We start from the raw sequence: 18,218 nt of genomic DNA, 5'->3' as shown, positions 1-18,218 counted from the left end.
CCTCGGTGCTTTCCAGGTTCTCGCTCTCGCGTTTCCCTTTCCGGCGGTTCCGACTCTATCAGATCCTTTCGGCGTCTGACCCCCAGTCAGCGGGGTTTGCCTTCCCGGCCGTTGGGCCGTTCCGACGTCTCAAACCTTAGCGGATCCGCTCGGCGATTCCCAATCGGGCCACCGGGCTTCCCTTCGGAATTGAATTCGGGCATGCCGAAAACAACCCGTTCGGGAGATCGTACTAATGGTGTGAGGGGTGCCGCTCAAGGCGGCTGAGGTGCTGCTGCGGAACCGTTACGGCTCCGTGGCAACCCGAAGAACTTTACGGAACGGACAGGGGCGTGTCAAGCACCGCCGCCCATCCCCTGTCAAGATCTTTTCGGCGCCCTCAGTCGAGGTCGCTGAGGCGCCCGCCGGCGTCCGGCTGGGCGTGCTCCACCCTGCGCAGAAGACGGGTCAGTACCTCGCCGAGGACCACGCGCTCCGTCGGCGTGAGGTCCTGGAGCAGGTCCTCCTCGAAGACGGTCGCCAGGCGCATTGCCTCCAGCCACTTCTCCCGCCCCTCCGGGGTCAGCTCGACGATGACCCGCACGCGATTGGATTCGTCCCGCTCACGGGTAACCAGTCCCTCGCCGACCATGCGGTCGATCCTGTGGGTCATCGCGGCCGGGGTGAGGCCGAGGCGTTTGGCCAGGTCGCTGGGTCCCAGACGGTAGGGGGCGCCGGAGAGGACCAGTGCCTTGAGGACCTCCCACTCGGCGTTGCTGATGCCGAGGCCGGCCGTCTGCCGGCCGTAGGCGACGTTCATGCGGCGGTTGAGCCGGGACAGCGCCGAGACGATCTTCTCGACCTGGGGGTCGAGATCCCGGAACTCGCGCTGGTAGGCGGCGATCTGCTCTTCGAGCGTCGGTTCTGTGACGCCGGGGGCGGTGTCGGCCATGGCCGCAGTATCGCACGCAGCGCCTTTGCCTTGAAGTCCTTCGATGTGTACTCTTTAGCTTCGAACTTTAGCTTCGAAGTCTTCACACCTAACTAGTGAGAGAGGTGAACGTGACCAGGGCGATGGGCGCAGCGATGCGCCGGATCCACGTGGGCAACGCACTCAGCGCGTTCGGGCTCGGCTTCACCGTCCCGTACCTGTACGTCTATGTGGCGCAGGTGCGAGGCCTGGGAGCCATGACGGCGGGACTCGTGCTCGCCGTCTTCGCCGTCGCCGCGCTGATCGTGCTGCCGTTCGCCGGCAGGGCGATCGTGCGGCGCGGCCCGCTGCCGGTCCTGCTCGCCGCCCTGGTCACCGCCGCGCTCGGCGCCCTGAGCCTGGGGCTGGCGGGCGACGCCGCCGCCGTACTGCTGTCGGCCGCGGCGCTCGGTGCCGGGCAGGCCGTGATGCAGCCGGCGCTGGCGACGATGATCGTGGACTGCTCCACGGCGGACACCCGGTCGCGGGCGTTCGCGATGCAGTTCTTCCTGCAGAACCTGGGGCTCGGCGTAGGCGGCCTCATCGGCGGTCACCTCGTCGACACCACGCGTGTGTCCTCGTTCACGCTGCTGTTCGCGATCGAGGCGGCGATGTTCCTGCTGCTGGTGGGGGTGATGGCGACGGTGCGGATGCCGCACTCGCCGAAGATGGAGGACGCTCCCGCGGGGTCGGCGAAGGGCAGCTGGAAGCAGCTGCTCGGGAACCGGGCGATGGTGCAGCTGTGTGTGCTGGGCTTCGTGCTGTTCTTCGCCTGCTACGGCCAGTTCGAGTCCGGGCTGAGCGCGTACGGCGTCGAGGCGGCCGGGATCTCCACCTCCGCGCTGGGGACGGCCCTGGCCGCGAACACGCTGATGATCGTGGTCGCCCAGTTCGCCGTGCTGAAGTTCGTGGAGCGGCGCCGGCGCTCGCGCGTGATCGCGGCGGTCGGGCTGATCTGGGCCGTGGCGTGGGTCGCGGCCGGGTACGCGGGGCTGGGCCACGGCAGCCAGGAGATGGCGACGGCCGCCTTCGTGTCGACGTACGCGCTGTTCGGGCTGGGCGAGGCGATGCTGTCGCCGACGGTCGCGCCGCTGGTCGCCGATCTGGCGCCGGAGGGCATGGCCGGGCAGTACAACTCGGCGTTCGCGCTGGTCAAGCAGTTGGCGCTGGCGGTCGGTCCGGCGGTCGGCGGGCCGCTGGGTGCCTCGCTGCACGCGCCGTACATCGTGACCTTCCTGCTGTTCTCGCTGGGGATCACCGTCCTGGCGCTGCGGCTCGGGCGGCGGCTCACCGCCGTGCAGGACCGGCCGTGGCCGGCGCGCGGCTCCCGGGTGGTCACCCGTGGTGGAGCTCCTGCCGAGCCGGTTCCCGCCGAGGCGTGAGCCTGCGTCTGCCGTGACGGCCGTCGCCTTCGGGTGACGGCCGTCACGCGTACCCGGTCACCGGGCCGCCGCGATCAGGGTGCTGGTACCCCGGGCGCGGGGTGCGGCCCTGTGCCGTGCGGGCCCATGCGCCCGCCGGTCAGTGCTTTCCCTTCGGCAGGACGAACTCGCACCACACCGCCTTGCCGCCGCCGGGGGTGCGGCGGCAGCCCCAGCTGGAGGCGATCGTCGCCACGATGGCGATGCCCCGGCCGGACTCGTCGCCGGGTTCGGCGCGGCGGCGCCGGGGCAGGTGGTCGTCGCCGTCGGTGACCTCGATGATCAGACGGCGGTCGGTGCGGCGCAGGCGCAGCCGCATGGGCGGGGTGCCGTGCTGGAGGCTGTTGGCGACCAGTTCGCTGGTGGCGAGGACGCCGAGGTCGTGCAGTTCGGCGGGGAAGCGCCAGCTGGTGAGGACGCCGGAGGCGAAGGCACGCGCGCGGGGTGCCGCTTCGACACCGCCGAGGAGTTCCAGGGCGGCGTTGCGGAAGAGGTCGCCGTCGGGGCCCGTGCGGGCCGGGTGCTGCAGGACGAGGACGGCGACGTCGTCGTCGTGGTCGGCGGTGACGCCGGCCGAGCGGACCAGGCGGTCGCAGACGACCTGCGGGGTGCCGGTGGCGCCGGCGAGGGCGCGTTCGAGTGCGGCGATGCCCTCGTCCAGGTCCTCGTCGCGGCGCTCGACCAGGCCGTCGGTGTACAGGACGGCGGTGGCGCCGGGGCCGAGGGCGATGGAGCCGGAGGAGTGGATCCAGCCGCCGGTGCCGAGCGGCGGGCCGGTGGGCTCGTCGGCGCGGGAGACCGTGCCGTTCTCGTCGCGGACCAGGATCGGGAGGTGGCCGGCGGAGGCGTAGACCAGGCGGCCCTCGTTGGGGTCGTGGACGGCGTAGACGCAGGTGGCGATCTGGTTGGCGTCGATCTCGGTGGCGAGACCGTCGAGGAGCTGGAGCACCTCGTGCGGGGGCAGGTCGAGGCGGGCGTAGGCCCGGACGGCGGTCCGCAGTTGGCCCATCACCGCCGCCGCGCGCACCCCCCGCCCCATGACGTCGCCGATGACCAGTGCGGTGCGACCGCCGCCGAGGGTGATCACGTCGTACCAGTCGCCGCCGACCGCTGCCTCGGTGCCGCCGGGCTGGTAGGTGGCGGCGATGCGCAGGTCGTCGGGCTGTTCCAGCTCCTGGGGGAGCAGGGAGCGCTGGAGGGTGACCGCCGTCTCCCGCTGGCGGCGCTCGCTGGCGCGCAGGCGCTCGGCGGCTTCGGCGTGGTCGGTGACGTCGGTGGCGAAGACGAGCACGCCGGCGTCCCGGTCGCCGTCCTCGGCGACCGGGGTGCAGGTGAAGGTGTAGGAGCGGCCGTCGACGGCCTTGCGGGACTTCAGGGTGCGGGGCTTGCCGCTGCGCAGCACCTGGTCGAGGAGCGGCAGCAGGCCCAGTGCGGCGAGTTCCGGGAGGGCCTCGCGGGCGGGCTCTCCCGTCTCCCGTACGCCGAAGGCCGCCGTGTAGGCGTCGTTGACGTAGGCGATGCGGTGGTCCGGGCCGTGTACGAGCGCGACGAGGGCCGGGACGCGGTCGAGGACGTCACGCACGGGCAGTTCGTCGACGGCGGACACCGCGGGTGTGCCGTCGGCCGGCTGTTCGGCGCGGGCCGCGGGCACGGAGCCTTCCCCCCGCCGGTCCGGGGAGACCGGGGCCTCGGTCCGCGCGGCGGCGCGGCGCTGTGTTCCGGGGAGCCGGGCGCTCCAGCGCGTGAAGTTCACTTGGGAAGAAGCCTCGTGGGTGCTGTGGGCGGGCGGGTGGCCCCGCCGCGGACGTGGGGCAGTCTGGCAGGGGCGGCGCCGCGGCGACATCCGTCAGACGCCTGGGCGGGCCGGGTAGTTCCTGGGTCCGGTCAGGACGACCCCTTCGGGTCGTCCGAGGGGCTGTGAGGAGCCTTTCCACCGGCCGCGAGTTCGAACTCCGCTCGCGGATGTTCGAGCGAGCCGAGCGAGACGATCTCCCGTTTGAAGAGCCCGGCGAGGGTCCACTCGGCCAGGACGCGGGCCTTGCGGTTGACGGTGGGCACCCTGCTGAGGTGGTAGACGCGGTGCATGAACCAGGCAGGGTAGCCCTTCAGCTTGCGCCCGTAGACCTGGGCGACGCCCTTGTGCAGGCCGAGGGAGGCGACGGAGCCGACGTACTTGTGCGCGTACGTCTCCAGGGGCTCGCCGCGCAGTGTGTGGGCGATGTTGTCGCCGAGGAGCTTGGCCTGGCGGACGGCGTGCTGGGCGTTCGGCGCGGTCTCGGTGCCGGGCTCGGCGGCGGTGACGTCGGGTACGGCGGCCGCGTCGCCCGCGCCCCAGGCGTGTTCCGCGCCGTCGACGGTCAACCGGGCGGTGCACCTCAGCCGGCCGCGTTCGGTGAGCGGCAGGTCGGTCGCGGCGAGCAGCGGGTGCGGTTTGACGCCGGCGGTCCACACGAGCGTACGGGTGGGGAAGCGCTGGCCGTCGCTGAGGACGGCGACGCGGTCGGCGCAGGAGTCCAGGCGGGTTTCGAGGAGCACCTGGATGTTGCGGCGGCGCAGCTGGGTGACGGTGTAGCGGCCCATCTCCGCGCCGACCTCGGGCAGGATCCGGTCGGAGGCCTCCACGAGGATCCACTTCATGTCCTCGGGGCGGACGTTGTGGTAGTAGCGCGCGGTGTAGCGGGCCATGTCCTCCAGCTCGGCGAGCGCCTCGACGCCCGCGTAGCCGCCGCCGACGAAGACGAAGGTGAGGGCGGCGTCGCGGATCGCGGGGTCGCGGGTGGAGGAGGCGATGTCCATCTGCTCGATGACGTGGTTGCGCAGGCCGATGGCCTCTTCGACGGTCTTGAAGCCGATGCCGTACTCGGCGAGGCCGGGGATGGGCAGCGTGCGGGAGACCGAGCCGGGGGCGAGGACGAGTTCGTCGTAGCCGAGGAGTTCGGCCGCTCTGCCCTCGCCGGCGGTGGCGAGCGTGTGGACGGCGGCGGTGCGTACGGCGTGGTCGACGGAGGTGACCTCACCGACGACGACGTGGCACCGGTGCAGAACGCGGCGCAGCGGTACGACGACGTGGCGAGGGGAAATCGAACCCGCGGCTGCTTCGGGGAGGAACGGCTGGTACGTCATGTAGGGGTCGGGGGTGACGACGGTGATCTCGACCTCACCCCGCTTGAGCTCGCCCTTCAGCTTCCGCTGCAGACGCAGGGCCGTGTACATCCCGACGTAGCCGCCGCCGACAACCAGAATGCGCGCACGTTCCTTCACCATCCCATGACGCACCCGGCGCAGGTGTTTGTCCACAGCCCCGGCAAATTGTGTGACTGGTGGCCGGGTGTACGCGGGGCCGGGCCCGCTGTCCGGGCAGGACGAAAGGGGCCAGGTCAGCGGGGGCGGGCAAGGGGGATGGAAGGTGGGGAAACAGGACGTACGAGACCCGTACTCCGATCGGGGGGCGCACTGTGCGGAACCTGCCCCTTCTGAATTGACTCCCTCTCAACTATGTTCGTGTGTCGACGGGGTGTAGGGAATGTGGTCGAGCGGGTGCCGCGACGGGCGGACCCGGTCGAGACCGGTGCATGTTCCGCGCACTCCGCATTCAGTTGCGGGGAGTCTCCGGGGGGAGACGTCATTACCGGGGGAACACATGCATGTTCAGGACACGCATTGGTCATCTGTCACCGCGATCGCGTCCGGCGGTGGCGCGGTGAGCGCGGCGGCGGGCAACGGACGCGCGGACGCGTCGCGTACGACGCCGCTGCGCGTGGACGCACAGCGCAATCTGGAGCACGTGCTGCGTGCGGCGCGTGAGGTGTTCGGCGAGCTGGGGTACGGCGCGCCGATGGAGGACGTGGCGCGGCGCGCGCGGGTGGGTGTCGGCACGGTCTACCGGCGCTTTCCGAGCAAGGACGTGCTGGTGCGGCGGATAGCCGAGGAGGAGACGGCACGGCTGACCGACCAGGCGCGGGCCGCGCTGGGGCAGGAGGACGAGCCGTGGTCGGCGCTGTCGCGGTTCCTGCGGACGTCCGTGGCCTCGGGGGCGGGGCGGTTGCTGCCGCCGCAGGTGTTGCGGGTCGGCTCCGCGCAGGGCTCCGCCGGTTCGGCCGAGTCCTTCGAGGGGGCTCGGGTGCCGCAACAGCGGGTGCAGCCGGGGGCCGGTGAGCTGCGGCTGGTGCCGGAGTCCGGCGGGGCCGGCGAGGACAGCGGGGTCGGGGCGCTCCTGGAGGTGGTCGGGCAGCTGGTGGAGCGGGCCCGGGCGGCCGGTGAGCTGCGGGCGGACGTGTCCGTGGGGGATGTGCTGCTGGTGATCGCGACGGCGGCGCCGTCCCTGCCGGATGCGGCGCAGCAGGCGGCGGCGTCCGCGCGGTTGCTGGACATCCTGCTGGAGGGGCTTCGGTCTCGGCCGGTGTAGGAGCCGGGAGAGGTGCGGGGTGCGGAGTCGTCGGGCCGCGGGTCCGTCGTGGCTGGTGGCGCCGTTCCCCGCGCCCGGAGAGGAGCACGGTCCGCTCTTTCGAGTGGTGATCGCGCGCCTGTGCTGACCAGAGCCCTCGGATGAGTGGATGCCGTGCACATGCGGGTCTTGACCGAAAGACGGTGTGGCACGCTGAGCCGGTGACGGGTTGGGCTGGGCCGGTGCCGGGGGCTTTCCGCGATGGGCGTTGACGGGTGGGACGGGTCACGCGACGACGACGCGGGCGCGGAGGCCGCCGGGCTGACCCCGCCCCAGGTGCCCCGTCAGGGCGGACGTCCGGCTTCCGCCGACGGGCGGAGCGACACGAGCGTGCCCGCCCAGCGCGAGGGCAGTGTGCTGCCGCCGCGCCGGCGGTTGCCACCCGACGACGGCGACCTGATCGAGCGGATGCGCGCGGGTGACGACTCCGCCTACGAGGAGCTGTACCGGCGGCACGCGGACGCCGTACGGCGGTATGCCCGCACCTGCTGCCGGGACGGGCACACCGCCGACGACCTCACCGCCGAGGTCTTCGCCCGGATGCTGCAGGCGGTGCGCGGGGGATCCGGGCCCCAGCACGCCGTTCGCGCCTATCTGCTGACCTCCGTGCGGCGGGTCGCCGCGCACTGGACCAGGTCGGCCCGGCGGGAGCAGCTCGTCGACGACTTCGCAGGCTTCGCCCAGCAGGCGAGCCGGGTCCCGGCGGTCTCCGACGGCACCGCGTCCGCGGGCGCCTTCGGGGCGGGTTACGACCTGGGCGCCGACGTACGCGCGATGCACGAGGCCGAGCAGTCCCTGGCCATGCGGGCGTTCCGCTCGCTGCCCGAGCGCTGGCAGGCCGTGCTGTGGCACACCGAGGTGGAGGACGAGTCCCCGAGCGAGGTCGCCGTGCTGTTCGGGCTGGACGCCAACGGCACCCGGGTCCTCGCCAGCCGCGCGCGCGAGGGGCTGAAGCAGGCCTATCTGCAGGCCCACGTCAGCGCCTCGCTCGCCGGCGACGAGGAGTGCGCCCGCTATGCCGACCAGCTCGGCACCTACGCCCGCCGCAAGCTGCGCGTCCGCGCCGAGCGGGGTCTGCGCAAACACCTGGAGGAATGCGCCAGGTGCCGGCTGGCGGCCGCGCAGATCGAGGAGGTCGCCGACGGTATCCCCGGTGTCGTGCCGGTCGCGGTCATCGGCTGGTTCGGGACCGCCGGGTACGCCAAGGCGCTCGGGATCGTCGCCGGCAGCGCGGGGGCCGGGGCGGCCGGTGCCGCCGCCGCGGCCTCCGGGTCGTCGGGTGGTGCGGGCGGCGCGGGCGGGGCCGCGGCCTCCGAGGGGCTCGGGGCGCCGGTGAAGGCGGGAATCGCGGCCGGCGTGGTCGCGGTGGCCGCCGCCGCGGTGGCGCTCGCCCTGGTGAACGACAGCCACCCGCCGGCGAAGGAGGCGGCCAAGCCGTCGCCGTCCACACCGATCGTGCGGCCCGAGCCGCCGAAGCCCACCCCGCCGAAGCCGAGGCGGAAGCCCACTCCCGAGCCGGTCGCACTGGCTCCCGAGCCGGCCCCCACCCCGACGCCGACACCCACTCCCAGACCGGCGCCGAAGCCGGCCCCGCGCCCGGCCTCCACTCCCACTCCCACTCCCACCCCGACGCCGACGCCGGTCCCCAAGCCCCCTCCGAAGCCCACTCCGCCGCCGGCGACCACCGTCTACGAGCTGAGCGAGCTCAACTACGACCTCACCGGCGACGGCACCCGCCCCGAGATCCTGCTCGGCCGAAGCAGCTGGGTGTGGCAGCGCTACGGCATGTCGGTGGACGGCACCCGGTACACACGCGGGGTGACCGTGCACGGCGGGTCTTCCGTCGCCGTCGCCCTCAACCGGCAGTGCACCGCCTACGACGCGCTGGCCGGCGTGGACGACCTGACACTCGGCCGCGGCAAGGTGTCCTTCTCCGTCTACGCCGACGGGGTCCGGCTGTGGCGGTCCGGGACGGTCAGGGGCCACGACCGGGCCGTACCCGTCCATGTGGACCTGACCGGGCGCAGGACCGTACGGCTCGTCGTGCGGGCGCGGGGCGACCTCTTCGACCGGGTGGCGTTCGCGGACTGGGCGGAGTCCCGGTTCACCTGCCGGTAGCCGTCCTCACCCGTGCGCGACGGCCGCGCCCGGCGCGTCGAGGTCCCGCAGCACACCGGCCACGTCGAGGGACGCGCCCCGGTCGCGCTCGGCCGCGTACCGCTCGGCGGCCAGGACCGTGCGGGCTTCGGCCAGCACCCGGGCGGCCTCGCTGCGCTCCGGCTCGGGACGCCGGCCGTCGTCGCGCCAGCGGTCCGCCGCGGCGAACAGCCGGACCGCGCCGGCCAGATCACCGCACCGGGCCCGCAGCCCGGCCGCGGTGTCCACCAGCACCGCCGTGATCGCCTCGGAGCAGCGCTGGGCCACGGCGTCGCGCAGCGCCGCCGCGAGGATCGGCAGCCCGTGCCCGGGGCCCGACTCGTCGGCGGCGAGGAGCGCCTCGACGGTGCGCAGGGCCGACACGAACTGCGGTGGCGGGCTACCGCCGCGGGTCACCGCGCAGGTCGCCTCGTACAGCTCGCGGGCCTGGTCGGTCCGGCCCTCGTGCAGGGCGATGTGAGCGCGCATCAGCAGCACGAAGGCGCGGGACTCCGGCACCGCGTAGCGGTCGGCGGCGGCTCCCGCCTCGTCCAGGGCGGCCAGCGCGGTCTCGGGGTCGCCGGAGCGGTAGGCGATCTCGGCCAGCCGCGCCATCAGGAACGGCGACTCGGCGTAGGCGCCCACCTCGTAGGCGAGGCGCAGCGCCTCCTCGTACTCGGCGCGTGCCTCGTCGAACAGGCCGCGCGCCATGGCCGCCTCGCCGGCCGCGCTGCACACCTGGGCGCGCATCCAGCGGTCCCCGACGCGCGGGCCGAGCGTCCGCAGCTCGGCCAGGTCCTCGTCCACACCCCGCAGGTTGCCGGGGGAGTCGACGGTCACATGGGCGCGGTACATCAGGGAGACGGCGATCTCCCAGTCACCGCCGTGCGCACGGCAGTTGGCGACGGCCGCGGCCATGTCCGGGCTGAGGTCCACCGGGCCGCCCAGGTAGTAGGAGGTCAGCGGCCAGACGATGCCGGGGAGGCGGGCGGCCTGCGGACCGCCGGGCTCGAAGGCGGCCCGGACGCGCGCGATGTACTCCGGGGCCCGGGGGTCGGACGCGAGGTGTTCGGGACCCGACTCGGAGATCAGGAACAGGTCGAGCATCCGCAGGTCCATCCGCAGCTCCCGCAGCGGATGCCCTCCCTCGCCGTCGGGGGCGGCGACGAGGGCGCCGATCGGATCGGCCGACTCCACCAGGGCCGCCAGCGCCTCCGGGCCGTCGGCGGCATCCGCAAGAGACCCGGAGGGACGGGAAGCCTCGCGGGTGTCGAGGGCCACGCCCAGGCGCAGGACCAGGCGGACCCAGGACGCCGCCTCCTGACGGTGGTTGCGCAGCCACCAGAACCAGCCGATGGCCAGGACGATCGCGCCCGCCTCCGTTTCGTCGCCGGCGCGAACGGAGCGGTCCAGGGCCGCCCGGATGTTGTCCAGTTCGGTCTCCAGGCGGGAGATCCAGGGCAGCTGGTCCGCCGACCGCAGACGCGGCTCGGCCTCCTCGACCAGGGCCCGCACCCACGCGCGGTGCCGGCGCTCGGCCGTGGCGCGCAGGCCGGGGGACTCGTCCGCACGCTCGGTGGCGTACTCGTGGATGGTCTCCAGCATGCGGTAGCGCATGCCGCCCGTGGCGTCCGGAGCGGCGACGACGAGGGACTTGTCGACCAGGGCGCCGATCAGGTCGGCGGCCGGGCCGGTGCACACGGCCTCGGCCGCCGTGAGGTCCCAGCCGCCGGCGAACACCGAGACCTCGCACAGCACCGCGCGCTCACGCTCGTCCAGCAGGTCCCAGGACCAGTCGACGACCGCGCGCAGGGTCTGCTGGCGGGGCAGGACCGTGCGGCTTCCGGAGGTGAGCAGGCGGAAGCGGTCGTCGAGCCGGTCGGCGATCTGCCGCGGGGTGAGCAGTCTGAGCCGGGCGGCGGCCAGCTCGATGGCGAGCGGCAGCCCGTCCAGGCGGCGGCAGATCTCCGCCACGGCCCCGGTGTCGGCGAGCACCGCCTCGGCGTCGGGACGGACGGCCTTCGCGCGCTCGGCGAACAGGCGGTGCGCCTGCTCCGGGACGAGCGGCTCGACCGGGCGCACCGACTCACCGGGGACGCCCAGGGGTTCACGGCTGGTCGCGAGGATCGTGAGCCCCGGGCAGTGGGTGAGGAGGGTCTCGGCGAGGGCGGCGGCCGCGCCGATGACGTGTTCGCAGTTGTCAAGGATCAGGAGTTGGCTGCGCGGGGCGCAGTACTCGATCAGCAGGGCGACGGGGTCGGCCTGCGGGGTCGCCAGCTCGTTGGTCAGCAGCACGGTCTCGCGCAGACCGAGGGCGCTGACCACCGCGCCGGGCACCGCCTCCGGATGGTCGAGCGGGGCCAGCTCGACCAGCCATGCCTGGGGAAGCCCTGCGGCGGCCTCCTCGGCGAGGCGGGTCTTTCCGGAGCCGCCCGGTCCGGTGAGCGTGACCAGGCGGGCCCTGTGCACATCCGAACGAATGGCTTCGAGTTCGGGTTCCCGCCCGACGAAGGACGTCAGACGGGGGCGGAGGTTGCCGGTGCGCTCGGGGGGTCGGGAGGGGGGCGCTGCTCTCCGGGTCTCCGGCTGGGTCGGTGGTGCCTGCTGTTCGAGCAACGACGCGTGCAGAGCCTTGAGTTCCGGACCCGGGTCGGCACCGAGGGTGTCGGCGAGGGTGCGGCGGGCGGACTCGTACGCGGCGAGGGCGTCGGCGGGTCGGCCCGTGTCGCGCAGGGCGCGGATGAGGAGGGCGTGCAGGGGCTCGTCCAGCGGGTGGGCCGCGGTGAGTTCCGTCAGCTCCGGTACGACCTCCGGGGCGCGGCCCAGTTCGAGGGCGGCGGCGGCCCGGGTGTGGGTCGCCGCCAGGCGCAGGGCCTCCGGGCGGGTCGCGGCGGTGCGGTCGGGCAGGTCGGCGAGGGCGGGGCCGTGCCAGAGGGCGAGGGCCTCGGTGAGCGTGCGGTGGGCGGTGGCCGGGTCGCCTGCGGTGAGGGCCTTGGTGCCGGTGTGGGTGAGGCGTTCGAAGACGTACAGGTCGATGTCGTCCTCGGTCGCTTCGAGGCGGTAGCCGCCGGGGGCGGAGGCGATGGCCCGCCTGCCGAGGGCCCGGCGGAGGCGGCCGACGAGGGCCTGGAGGGCGGCGGGGGCGTCGCTCGGGCGGTCGTCGGCCCAGATCTCGTCGATGAGGGTTTCGGGGGTGGTGGTGCGGTTCGGGCGGAGGGCCAGGGCGGTGAGGAGGGTGCGCAGGCGTTGGCCGCCGATGGGGATGAGGGTGCCCTGGTCGTCTGCTGCTTGGGTTACCCCCAGGATTCTGTACCGCACCGGGACATTGTCGCGGGGGCCGCGGGGGCGGGGCGACGGGGTTTCGCTCGACGCCGCCGAACCGACGCCCGGTACTGCGGCCGCGCAGGCCGGGGGCACTGCTCACCGAGGAGGAGCTGCGGCTGGGCGAGGGGGGTCGCTGCTCGCCGAGAAGGGGCTGCGCTGGACAGGGGGCCGCTGCTCGCCGAGGGGGCCCCGTCGCACCACCCGTACCGCCCTGGAGTCCCCCAGGCCGCCGAGGGGCGCGAGGAACTGCGCGACCAGCCACGACGAACCCACGGCGACCCACAACAGGACCCGCCAGGAAGGCCGGCCCCCCCAATCCTCCAAGCGCCGGCGGCCAAAACCCCCCAAGGGGCGCGAGGAACGCCGCGACCAGCCACCACGAACCCGCAGCACTCCACAACAGGACCCCAGTCGCCCGCATCCCAGCACTCACCCGCCGGAGGCCCGACGCTCAGCCGCCGGAGGCCAGCGCTCCTCTTCTCGGCTGGATCCCGGAGGGAACCGCACGGGCGCGTGCCGGTGTTCCCGTCCAGCAGGTGCCCCGGCGGGAGAGGAGGCGGTGGAGCCAGAGTTCGAGGGAGACGAGGTCGGCGAGGCCGTCCAGGGGCAGGGGCTCGCCGGCGGCCCCCGCGCGGAGCGCCTTGCGGATGACGCGGGCCTCCACCAGGCCGGCGTCGGCCAGGAGGGGGGTCGAGAAGAGATCCAGGAGGGGATCGGCCGCCACGCGCAGGCCCGCGCGTGCGGCGGCTGCCGACGAGGCGTGGGAGGGGGCGCCCCAGCCGGGCGGCAGGTCGGTGACGCCGGCGCCCTCCAGGACCGTGCGGAGGATGGCGGCGCGAGCGCCGGGCTGGACCCGCAGGGCTTCCGGCAGGGCGCGGCAGGCGCGGACGACCTGGTTGTCGAGGAACGGCGCGTGCAGGCGCTGCGAGCGGATCTCCGCGGCCTGTTCCAGGACGCGCAGGTCGGCGGCGTGGCGGGCGAGAGCGGCACGCGCGCGATAGTCACCGGGACGCTGGACGCCGGTTGCCGAGCGGTCCGCCTCCGCCTGCAGCAGAACCGATACTTCTGCCAGAGCCTCCCCCGTGAGCCAGCGCGCGGCCGGCCCGGGTCTGGCCCAGGTCAGTCCGGCGAGGGACGCGCCGACCGCGCCCACGGGCTCGTCGAACCGGCGCCGCATGAGCCGCTCGGCCAGCACCTCCAGGCCGGCCCGGTAGGGCGTGCGGGCGAGCCGGCGGGCGGCGCCGTACACGCGCGCGGGGACCATCACCGAGCCGTCGGCCTTGGCGAGTGCTGCGACCGGGCGGACCAGATGACGGCGTTTGCGGTCCATGAGGAGGTCGGCGAGGCGGGCGGGGTGGGCGTCCAGGACCTGGCGGGCGCCGTGGCCGGTGAAGTGGTCGGCGCTGCCGGCGGCGAGCCGGGCGCGGTGCCGGGCGGCCATGACCAGCGAGGGTCCGGGTTCGTCGGTGAGGGGGCCGTCGAGGTCGGCGTACGGCAGGGTCTCCTCGGCGCCGGTGACCACCACGTGGTGCAGCCGCGGGTTGGCGGCGAGGGCGCCGGCGCGTTCGAGTTCGGCCTCGCGGCCGGTCACGGCCAGGTCGTTGAAGGTGACGGCGAGGAGCCGTTCGCCCGCGCCGGTGCCGTGGCCGAGGAGTGTGCCGGGTCTGCCGGGCAGCCCGGCGGCCAGCAGCGCGAGGGTGCCGGAGGCGGGGCCGCCGGAGAGGTCGGCGCCGATGCCCGGCACCGGCATCCCGCGCCGGGCCCGCCGCTCGGCCGGACCCATGCCGGGCACCGGCCCGGGGTCGAGGTCGGGCACGTGCCGGGGTGCCGACAGCCGGGTGCGGACCGCCTCCACCAGGGCGTCGCGTACGGCGTCCACGGCGCGTTCGGGGTCGGCGGGGGCCGCGGCCACGGCGAGGGAGGCGACCGGCTCGTACCCGGCGATCTCACGCGCCCCGGCGCGCAGCACGAGGGCGTGCCCCGGCGGAACGCGCCGCACGCCCTCGTACGGGGTGGTGTCCCGCAGCGCGGCCGGTACGTCCGGGGCGGCGAGCAGGGCGGCCAGGTGGCCGAAGTCGAGGTTGGCCTCGATGAGGTCGGCGAGGGGCAGCGCGGCGGTGGCGTAGGCCGTACCGCCGGCCCAGGGGGTGTGGAAGACCGGGCGGGCGCCGGCGAGGTCGCCGCAGACGGTGATGCGGCGGCCCACCTTGACGACGGCCGTGTAGCTGCCCGGCCAGCCGGTCAGATGGCGCAGTGCGCCCCCGCGCGCGGTGAACAACCCGCGTCTCAGCTCCTCGTCGGAGGCGCCGCAGATGCCGAGGACGGCGATGTGGTTGTCGGCGTCGGCCCGCACCACGCGCACCTCGTCCGGGCGCCAGTCGCCGACGGCCCACAGCGGATCCGGGTCGCCCCACAGGAGTTGGGAGCCGACCGGGTGCAGGGTCTCGCCGTCGTAACCGGTGGCGCCCGCGGCACCGGTCACGGAGACGCCCGCGGCGGTGCTGCTCCAACCCACCAACCACCGCATCGACGCCTCCACAGGCTGTGGACAACAGTGCACCGTACGAACCGGACCCCCATGCTGCCATGAAGGGGGCGCCGTGGAGGGGCGGCGGCACCGGCTTCGGGCGAGGGAAGACCGAGGGGGCCGCGCGGGGAACACCGAGGTCGGGCCCGGCGACCACGACTCGAATGCGCCCCCTGTACGCTCCCCCAAAACGCCCTTCACGCCGTCAAGTTGCATGGTCGGAGCGGATGTCAACCGCGTCAAGCGGGGGCGATTTTCAGCCAAATACGCAGAGCGAAGCGGGAATTGAGCACGCTCCGTACAGGCCTGCGCAACGCGCTGCGGCGCGGACACGCGCACAGTCCGGGAGGCGGGCATCGCCTCCCGGACCGGTCCGCCACCCGCGGGGATGAAGGTGGCGGTGTCCCCCAGCCCACTGGATCCAGTACAGCGGGCCGACCCACGCAAGAGCCATGGAACCGCTCCCCCGGTGGCCGGAGAAGAGCGCACGGACGGGCGCACGGCCACACGGGCGGGGGCACGGGGCGACAGGCCGTGCACGGTGCGTACAGGACCGCACTTCCGTACGGACCACAATCCCGCCATCCGGAACAATGCCCCTTAACGCTTGGGATGCGGCGAACTACGCTGGGTTTACGAATGCCGCGTGGTTATGCCAGCACGGCAGCCGTCTGTGTCGAGGGGTGGCGCATGTCCAGGGAGCAACGCGGGCCGAACGAAAAGCTCGGCACCGTTCTCGCCCTCGCGGGAATCAGCAACGCAGGACTCGCGCGACGCGTCAACGACCTTGGCGCCCAACGCGGGTTGACTCTTCGCTACGACAAGACCTCGGTGGCACGCTGGGTCTCGAAGGGGATGGTGCCGCAGGGCGCGGCGCCGCACCTCATCGCGGCGGCCATCGGCCAGAAGCTCGGCCGCCCGGTGCCGCTCCACGAGATCGGCCTGGCGGACGCGGATCCCGCGCCCGAAGTGGGCCTCGCCTTCCCCAGAGACGTAGGACAGGCGGTGCGGAGCGCGACGGAGCTGTACCGTCTCGACCTCGCCGGCCGCCGGGCCGGCTCCGGCGGCATCTGGCAGTCCCTCGCCGGATCGTTCGCAGTGAGCGCATACGCAACGCCCGCCTCACGATGGCTGATAACCCCCGCCGACAGTTCGGTCGCGCGGGAGGCGGGCTCCGCCGAGGACTCCGGCGCACCGATCAAAGTCGGCCACAGTGATGTGCGCAAGCTGCGGGAGGCCGCCGAGGACGCCAGGCGGTGGGACTCCAAGTACGGCGGCGGGGACTGGCGTTCGTCGATGGTCCCCGAGTGCCTGCGGGTGGAGGCGGCGCCGCTGCTGCTCGGCTCCTACTCCGACGAGGTGGGCCGCGCCCTGTTCGGCGCCTCGGCCGAACTCACCCGGCTCGCCGGGTGGATGGCCTTCGACACCGGCCAGCAGGAGGCCGCGCAGCGGTACTACATCCAGGCGCTGCGGCTCGCGCGCGCGGCGGCGGACGTCCCGCTGGGGGGCTATGTGCTGGCCTCCATGTCGCTGCAGGCGACCTACCGCGGCTTCGGCGACGAGGGGGTCGATCTGGCGCAGGCCGCGCTGGAGCGGAACCGGGGGCTGGCGACCGCGCGCACGATGAGTTTCTTCCGGCTGGTGGAGGCGCGGGCACACGCGCGTGCGGGGGACGCGCAGGCGGCGGGTGCGGCACTGAAGGCCGCCGAGGGATGGCTGGAGCGGTCCCGGGAGGGCGACAACGATCCTTCTTGGCTTGGTTTCTATGGATACGACCGGTTCGCCGCGGATGCCGCGGAGTGCTACCGGGATCTGAAGGCGCCACGGCAGGTGCGGCGCTTCACCGAGCAGGCGCTGTCGAAGCCGACGGAGGAGTTCGTGCGGTCGCACGGGCTGCGGCTGGTGGTCTCGGCGGTGGCCGAGCTGGAGTCCGGGAATCTCGACGCCGCCTGCGAGCAGGGGGTGCGGGCCGTGGAGGTGGCCGGGCGGATCTCGTCCGCGCGCACCACCGAGTACGTGAAGGATCTGCTGCACCGGCTGGAGCCGTACGGGGACGAGCCTCGGGTGGTGGAGCTGCGGGAGCGGGCTCGGCCGCTTCTGATGGCTCCGGCGTAGGGAGATGCCGCTGAGCGGTACGGCACATCCCCGCGTTTGAAGCCACTGTCAGTGGCACAGTGCACTATCGGGAGTGGAGGTGGTGCTCGGTGCTGGTCGGGGCGTACGACTGTGATGTGCTCGTGGTCGGTGGGGGGATCGTCGGGCTGTCCACGGCGTATGCGATCACGCGGGCCGCGCCGGGCACGCGGGTCACGGTGCTGGAGAAGGAACCGGGGCCGGCCCGGCACCAGACGGGGCGCAACAGCGGGGTCATCCACAGCGGGATCTACTACCGGCCGGGCTCGCTCAAGGCGCGGTACGCGGTGCGCGGCGCCGCCGAGATGGTGAAGTTCTGCGCCGAGTACGGCATCGCGCACGCCGTCACGGGCAAGCTGATCGTCGCCACGGAGCGGGAGGAGCTGCCGCGGCTGCACGCGCTCGTGCAGCGCGGCCGGGAGAACGGCATACCGGTGCGGGAGCTGGGCGCCGCACAGATCGGTGAGTACGAGCCGGAGGTCCGCGGACTCGCCGCCATACACGTCGGCACGACCGGCGTGTGCGACTTCGTCGGGGTCGCACGGCAGCTCGCGCGGGCCTCCGGAGCGGACATCCGGTACGGCGCCCGGGTCGTGCGGGTCGACCGGCGGGCCGGTCTCGGCGTGGCCGTGCTGACCGCGGGCGGCGACGTCGTCCGCGCGCGCGTGCTGGTCAACTGCGCCGGGCTGTACTGCGACGAGGTGGCCCGGCTGACCGGGGACGAGCCCGAGGCGCGGATCGTGCCGTTCCGCGGGGAGTACTACGAGCTGGCGCGGCCCGAGCTGGTGCGCGGGCTGGTGTATCCGGTGCCGGACCCGGCGTTCCCGTTCCTCGGCGTCCATCTGACCCGGGGCATCGACGGAGGTGTGCACATCGGGCCCAACGCGGTGCCGGCGCTGGCCCGGGAGGGGTACGGCTGGGGAGTCGTACGCCCCCGGGAACTGGCCGGGACGGTGGCGTGGCCGGGATCATGGGCCATCGCCCGGCGGCACTGGAGATACGGCGCGGGGGAGCTGCGCCGCTCGGTGTCGAAGGGGGCGTTCCTGGAGGCGGTGCGCAGACTGCTGCCCGCGGTGGAGGCGGACGACCTGGTGCGGGCCCCTGCCGGAGTGCGGGCGCAGGCGGTGTTGCGGGACGGGACGCTGGTGGACGACTTCCTCATCCGCGAGGGCGCTCGGGCCGTGCACGTGCTGAACGCGCCCTCGCCCGCGGCCACCGCCTCGCTGCCGATCGGGCGGGAGGTCGGACGCCGGGTGCTGTCCATGCTCGGGTCGTTGTAGCGCA

Annotated in this window: 10 protein-coding genes; 5 read left to right on the top strand and 5 right to left on the bottom strand. The window is 73.8% G+C overall.

Features of this window, described 5'->3' with window-relative positions:
- Positions 1-379: 379 nt before the first annotated feature.
- Positions 380-931 carry a MarR family winged helix-turn-helix transcriptional regulator gene (locus IO33_RS0114895; RefSeq protein ID WP_031164728.1) on the bottom strand — a complete coding sequence of 184 codons (552 nt, stop codon included), beginning with the start codon at positions 929-931 and terminating at the stop codon, positions 380-382.
- Between the two features lie 110 nt (positions 932-1,041).
- On the opposite strand from IO33_RS0114895, the gene IO33_RS0114890 reads away from it, so the two are divergent.
- Positions 1,042-2,331: an MFS transporter gene (locus IO33_RS0114890; RefSeq protein WP_245235788.1), complete on the top strand. Its 1,290-nt coding sequence runs from the start codon at positions 1,042-1,044 to the stop codon at positions 2,329-2,331.
- A 139-nt stretch (positions 2,332-2,470) separates the two neighbouring features.
- Here the strand turns inward: IO33_RS0114890 and IO33_RS0114885 are convergent, their stop codons facing one another.
- Together IO33_RS0114885 and IO33_RS0114880 are read right to left on the bottom strand one after the other, a co-directional pair.
- The gene (locus tag IO33_RS0114885) at positions 2,471-4,123 is read right to left on the bottom strand and encodes an ATP-binding SpoIIE family protein phosphatase (RefSeq protein WP_031164723.1); all 1,653 of its coding nucleotides are present in this window, start codon (positions 4,121-4,123) and stop codon (positions 2,471-2,473) included.
- A gap of 131 nt (positions 4,124-4,254) precedes the next feature.
- A complete protein-coding gene (locus tag IO33_RS0114880) occupies positions 4,255-5,634 on the bottom strand; it encodes an NAD(P)/FAD-dependent oxidoreductase (RefSeq protein ID WP_031164721.1) in 1,380 nt (459 codons plus the stop codon).
- Between the two features lie 376 nt (positions 5,635-6,010).
- Here IO33_RS0114880 and IO33_RS0114875 point away from each other — a divergent pair, with 376 nt between their 5' ends.
- Both IO33_RS0114875 and IO33_RS0114870 read left to right on the top strand, forming a co-directional pair.
- Positions 6,011-6,775, top strand: a complete 765-nt coding sequence (locus IO33_RS0114875) for a TetR/AcrR family transcriptional regulator (RefSeq protein ID WP_031164718.1) — start codon at positions 6,011-6,013, stop codon at positions 6,773-6,775.
- A 240-nt stretch (positions 6,776-7,015) separates the two neighbouring features.
- The gene (locus IO33_RS0114870) at positions 7,016-8,932 is read left to right on the top strand and encodes a sigma-70 family RNA polymerase sigma factor (RefSeq protein WP_031164715.1); all 1,917 of its coding nucleotides are present in this window, start codon (positions 7,016-7,018) and stop codon (positions 8,930-8,932) included.
- 6 nt (positions 8,933-8,938) lie between these two features.
- Here IO33_RS0114870 and IO33_RS0114865 read toward each other — a convergent pair whose 3' ends face one another.
- Complete coding sequence (locus IO33_RS0114865) at positions 8,939-12,268, bottom strand: ATP-binding protein (protein ID WP_031164713.1); 3,330 nt, start codon at positions 12,266-12,268, stop codon at positions 8,939-8,941.
- Between the two features lie 457 nt (positions 12,269-12,725).
- Entirely contained in the window at positions 12,726-14,801 is a 2,076-nt protein-coding gene (locus tag IO33_RS0114860) for an asparagine synthase-related protein (RefSeq protein WP_031164710.1), read from the bottom strand.
- Between the two features lie 690 nt (positions 14,802-15,491).
- Here IO33_RS0114860 and IO33_RS0114855 point away from each other — a divergent pair.
- Both IO33_RS0114855 and lhgO read left to right on the top strand, forming a co-directional pair.
- Positions 15,492-16,916 (top strand): NsdA family TPR-like regulatory protein, encoded by a 1,425-nt coding sequence (locus IO33_RS0114855; RefSeq protein WP_031164708.1) that lies wholly within the window; start codon positions 15,492-15,494, stop codon positions 16,914-16,916.
- Between the two features lie 89 nt (positions 16,917-17,005).
- Positions 17,006-18,214 (top strand): L-2-hydroxyglutarate oxidase, encoded by a 1,209-nt coding sequence (gene lhgO, locus IO33_RS0114850; RefSeq protein ID WP_031164705.1) that lies wholly within the window; start codon positions 17,006-17,008, stop codon positions 18,212-18,214.
- Positions 18,215-18,218: the final 4 nt, after the last annotated feature.

It is taken from the genome of Streptomyces durhamensis (genome assembly GCF_000725475.1).
GTDB lineage: Bacteria > Actinomycetota > Actinomycetes > Streptomycetales > Streptomycetaceae > Streptomyces > Streptomyces filipinensis.
Note: the sequence above shows the minus strand (reverse complement) of the source record. Positions and strands in the feature narration are given on the sequence as shown.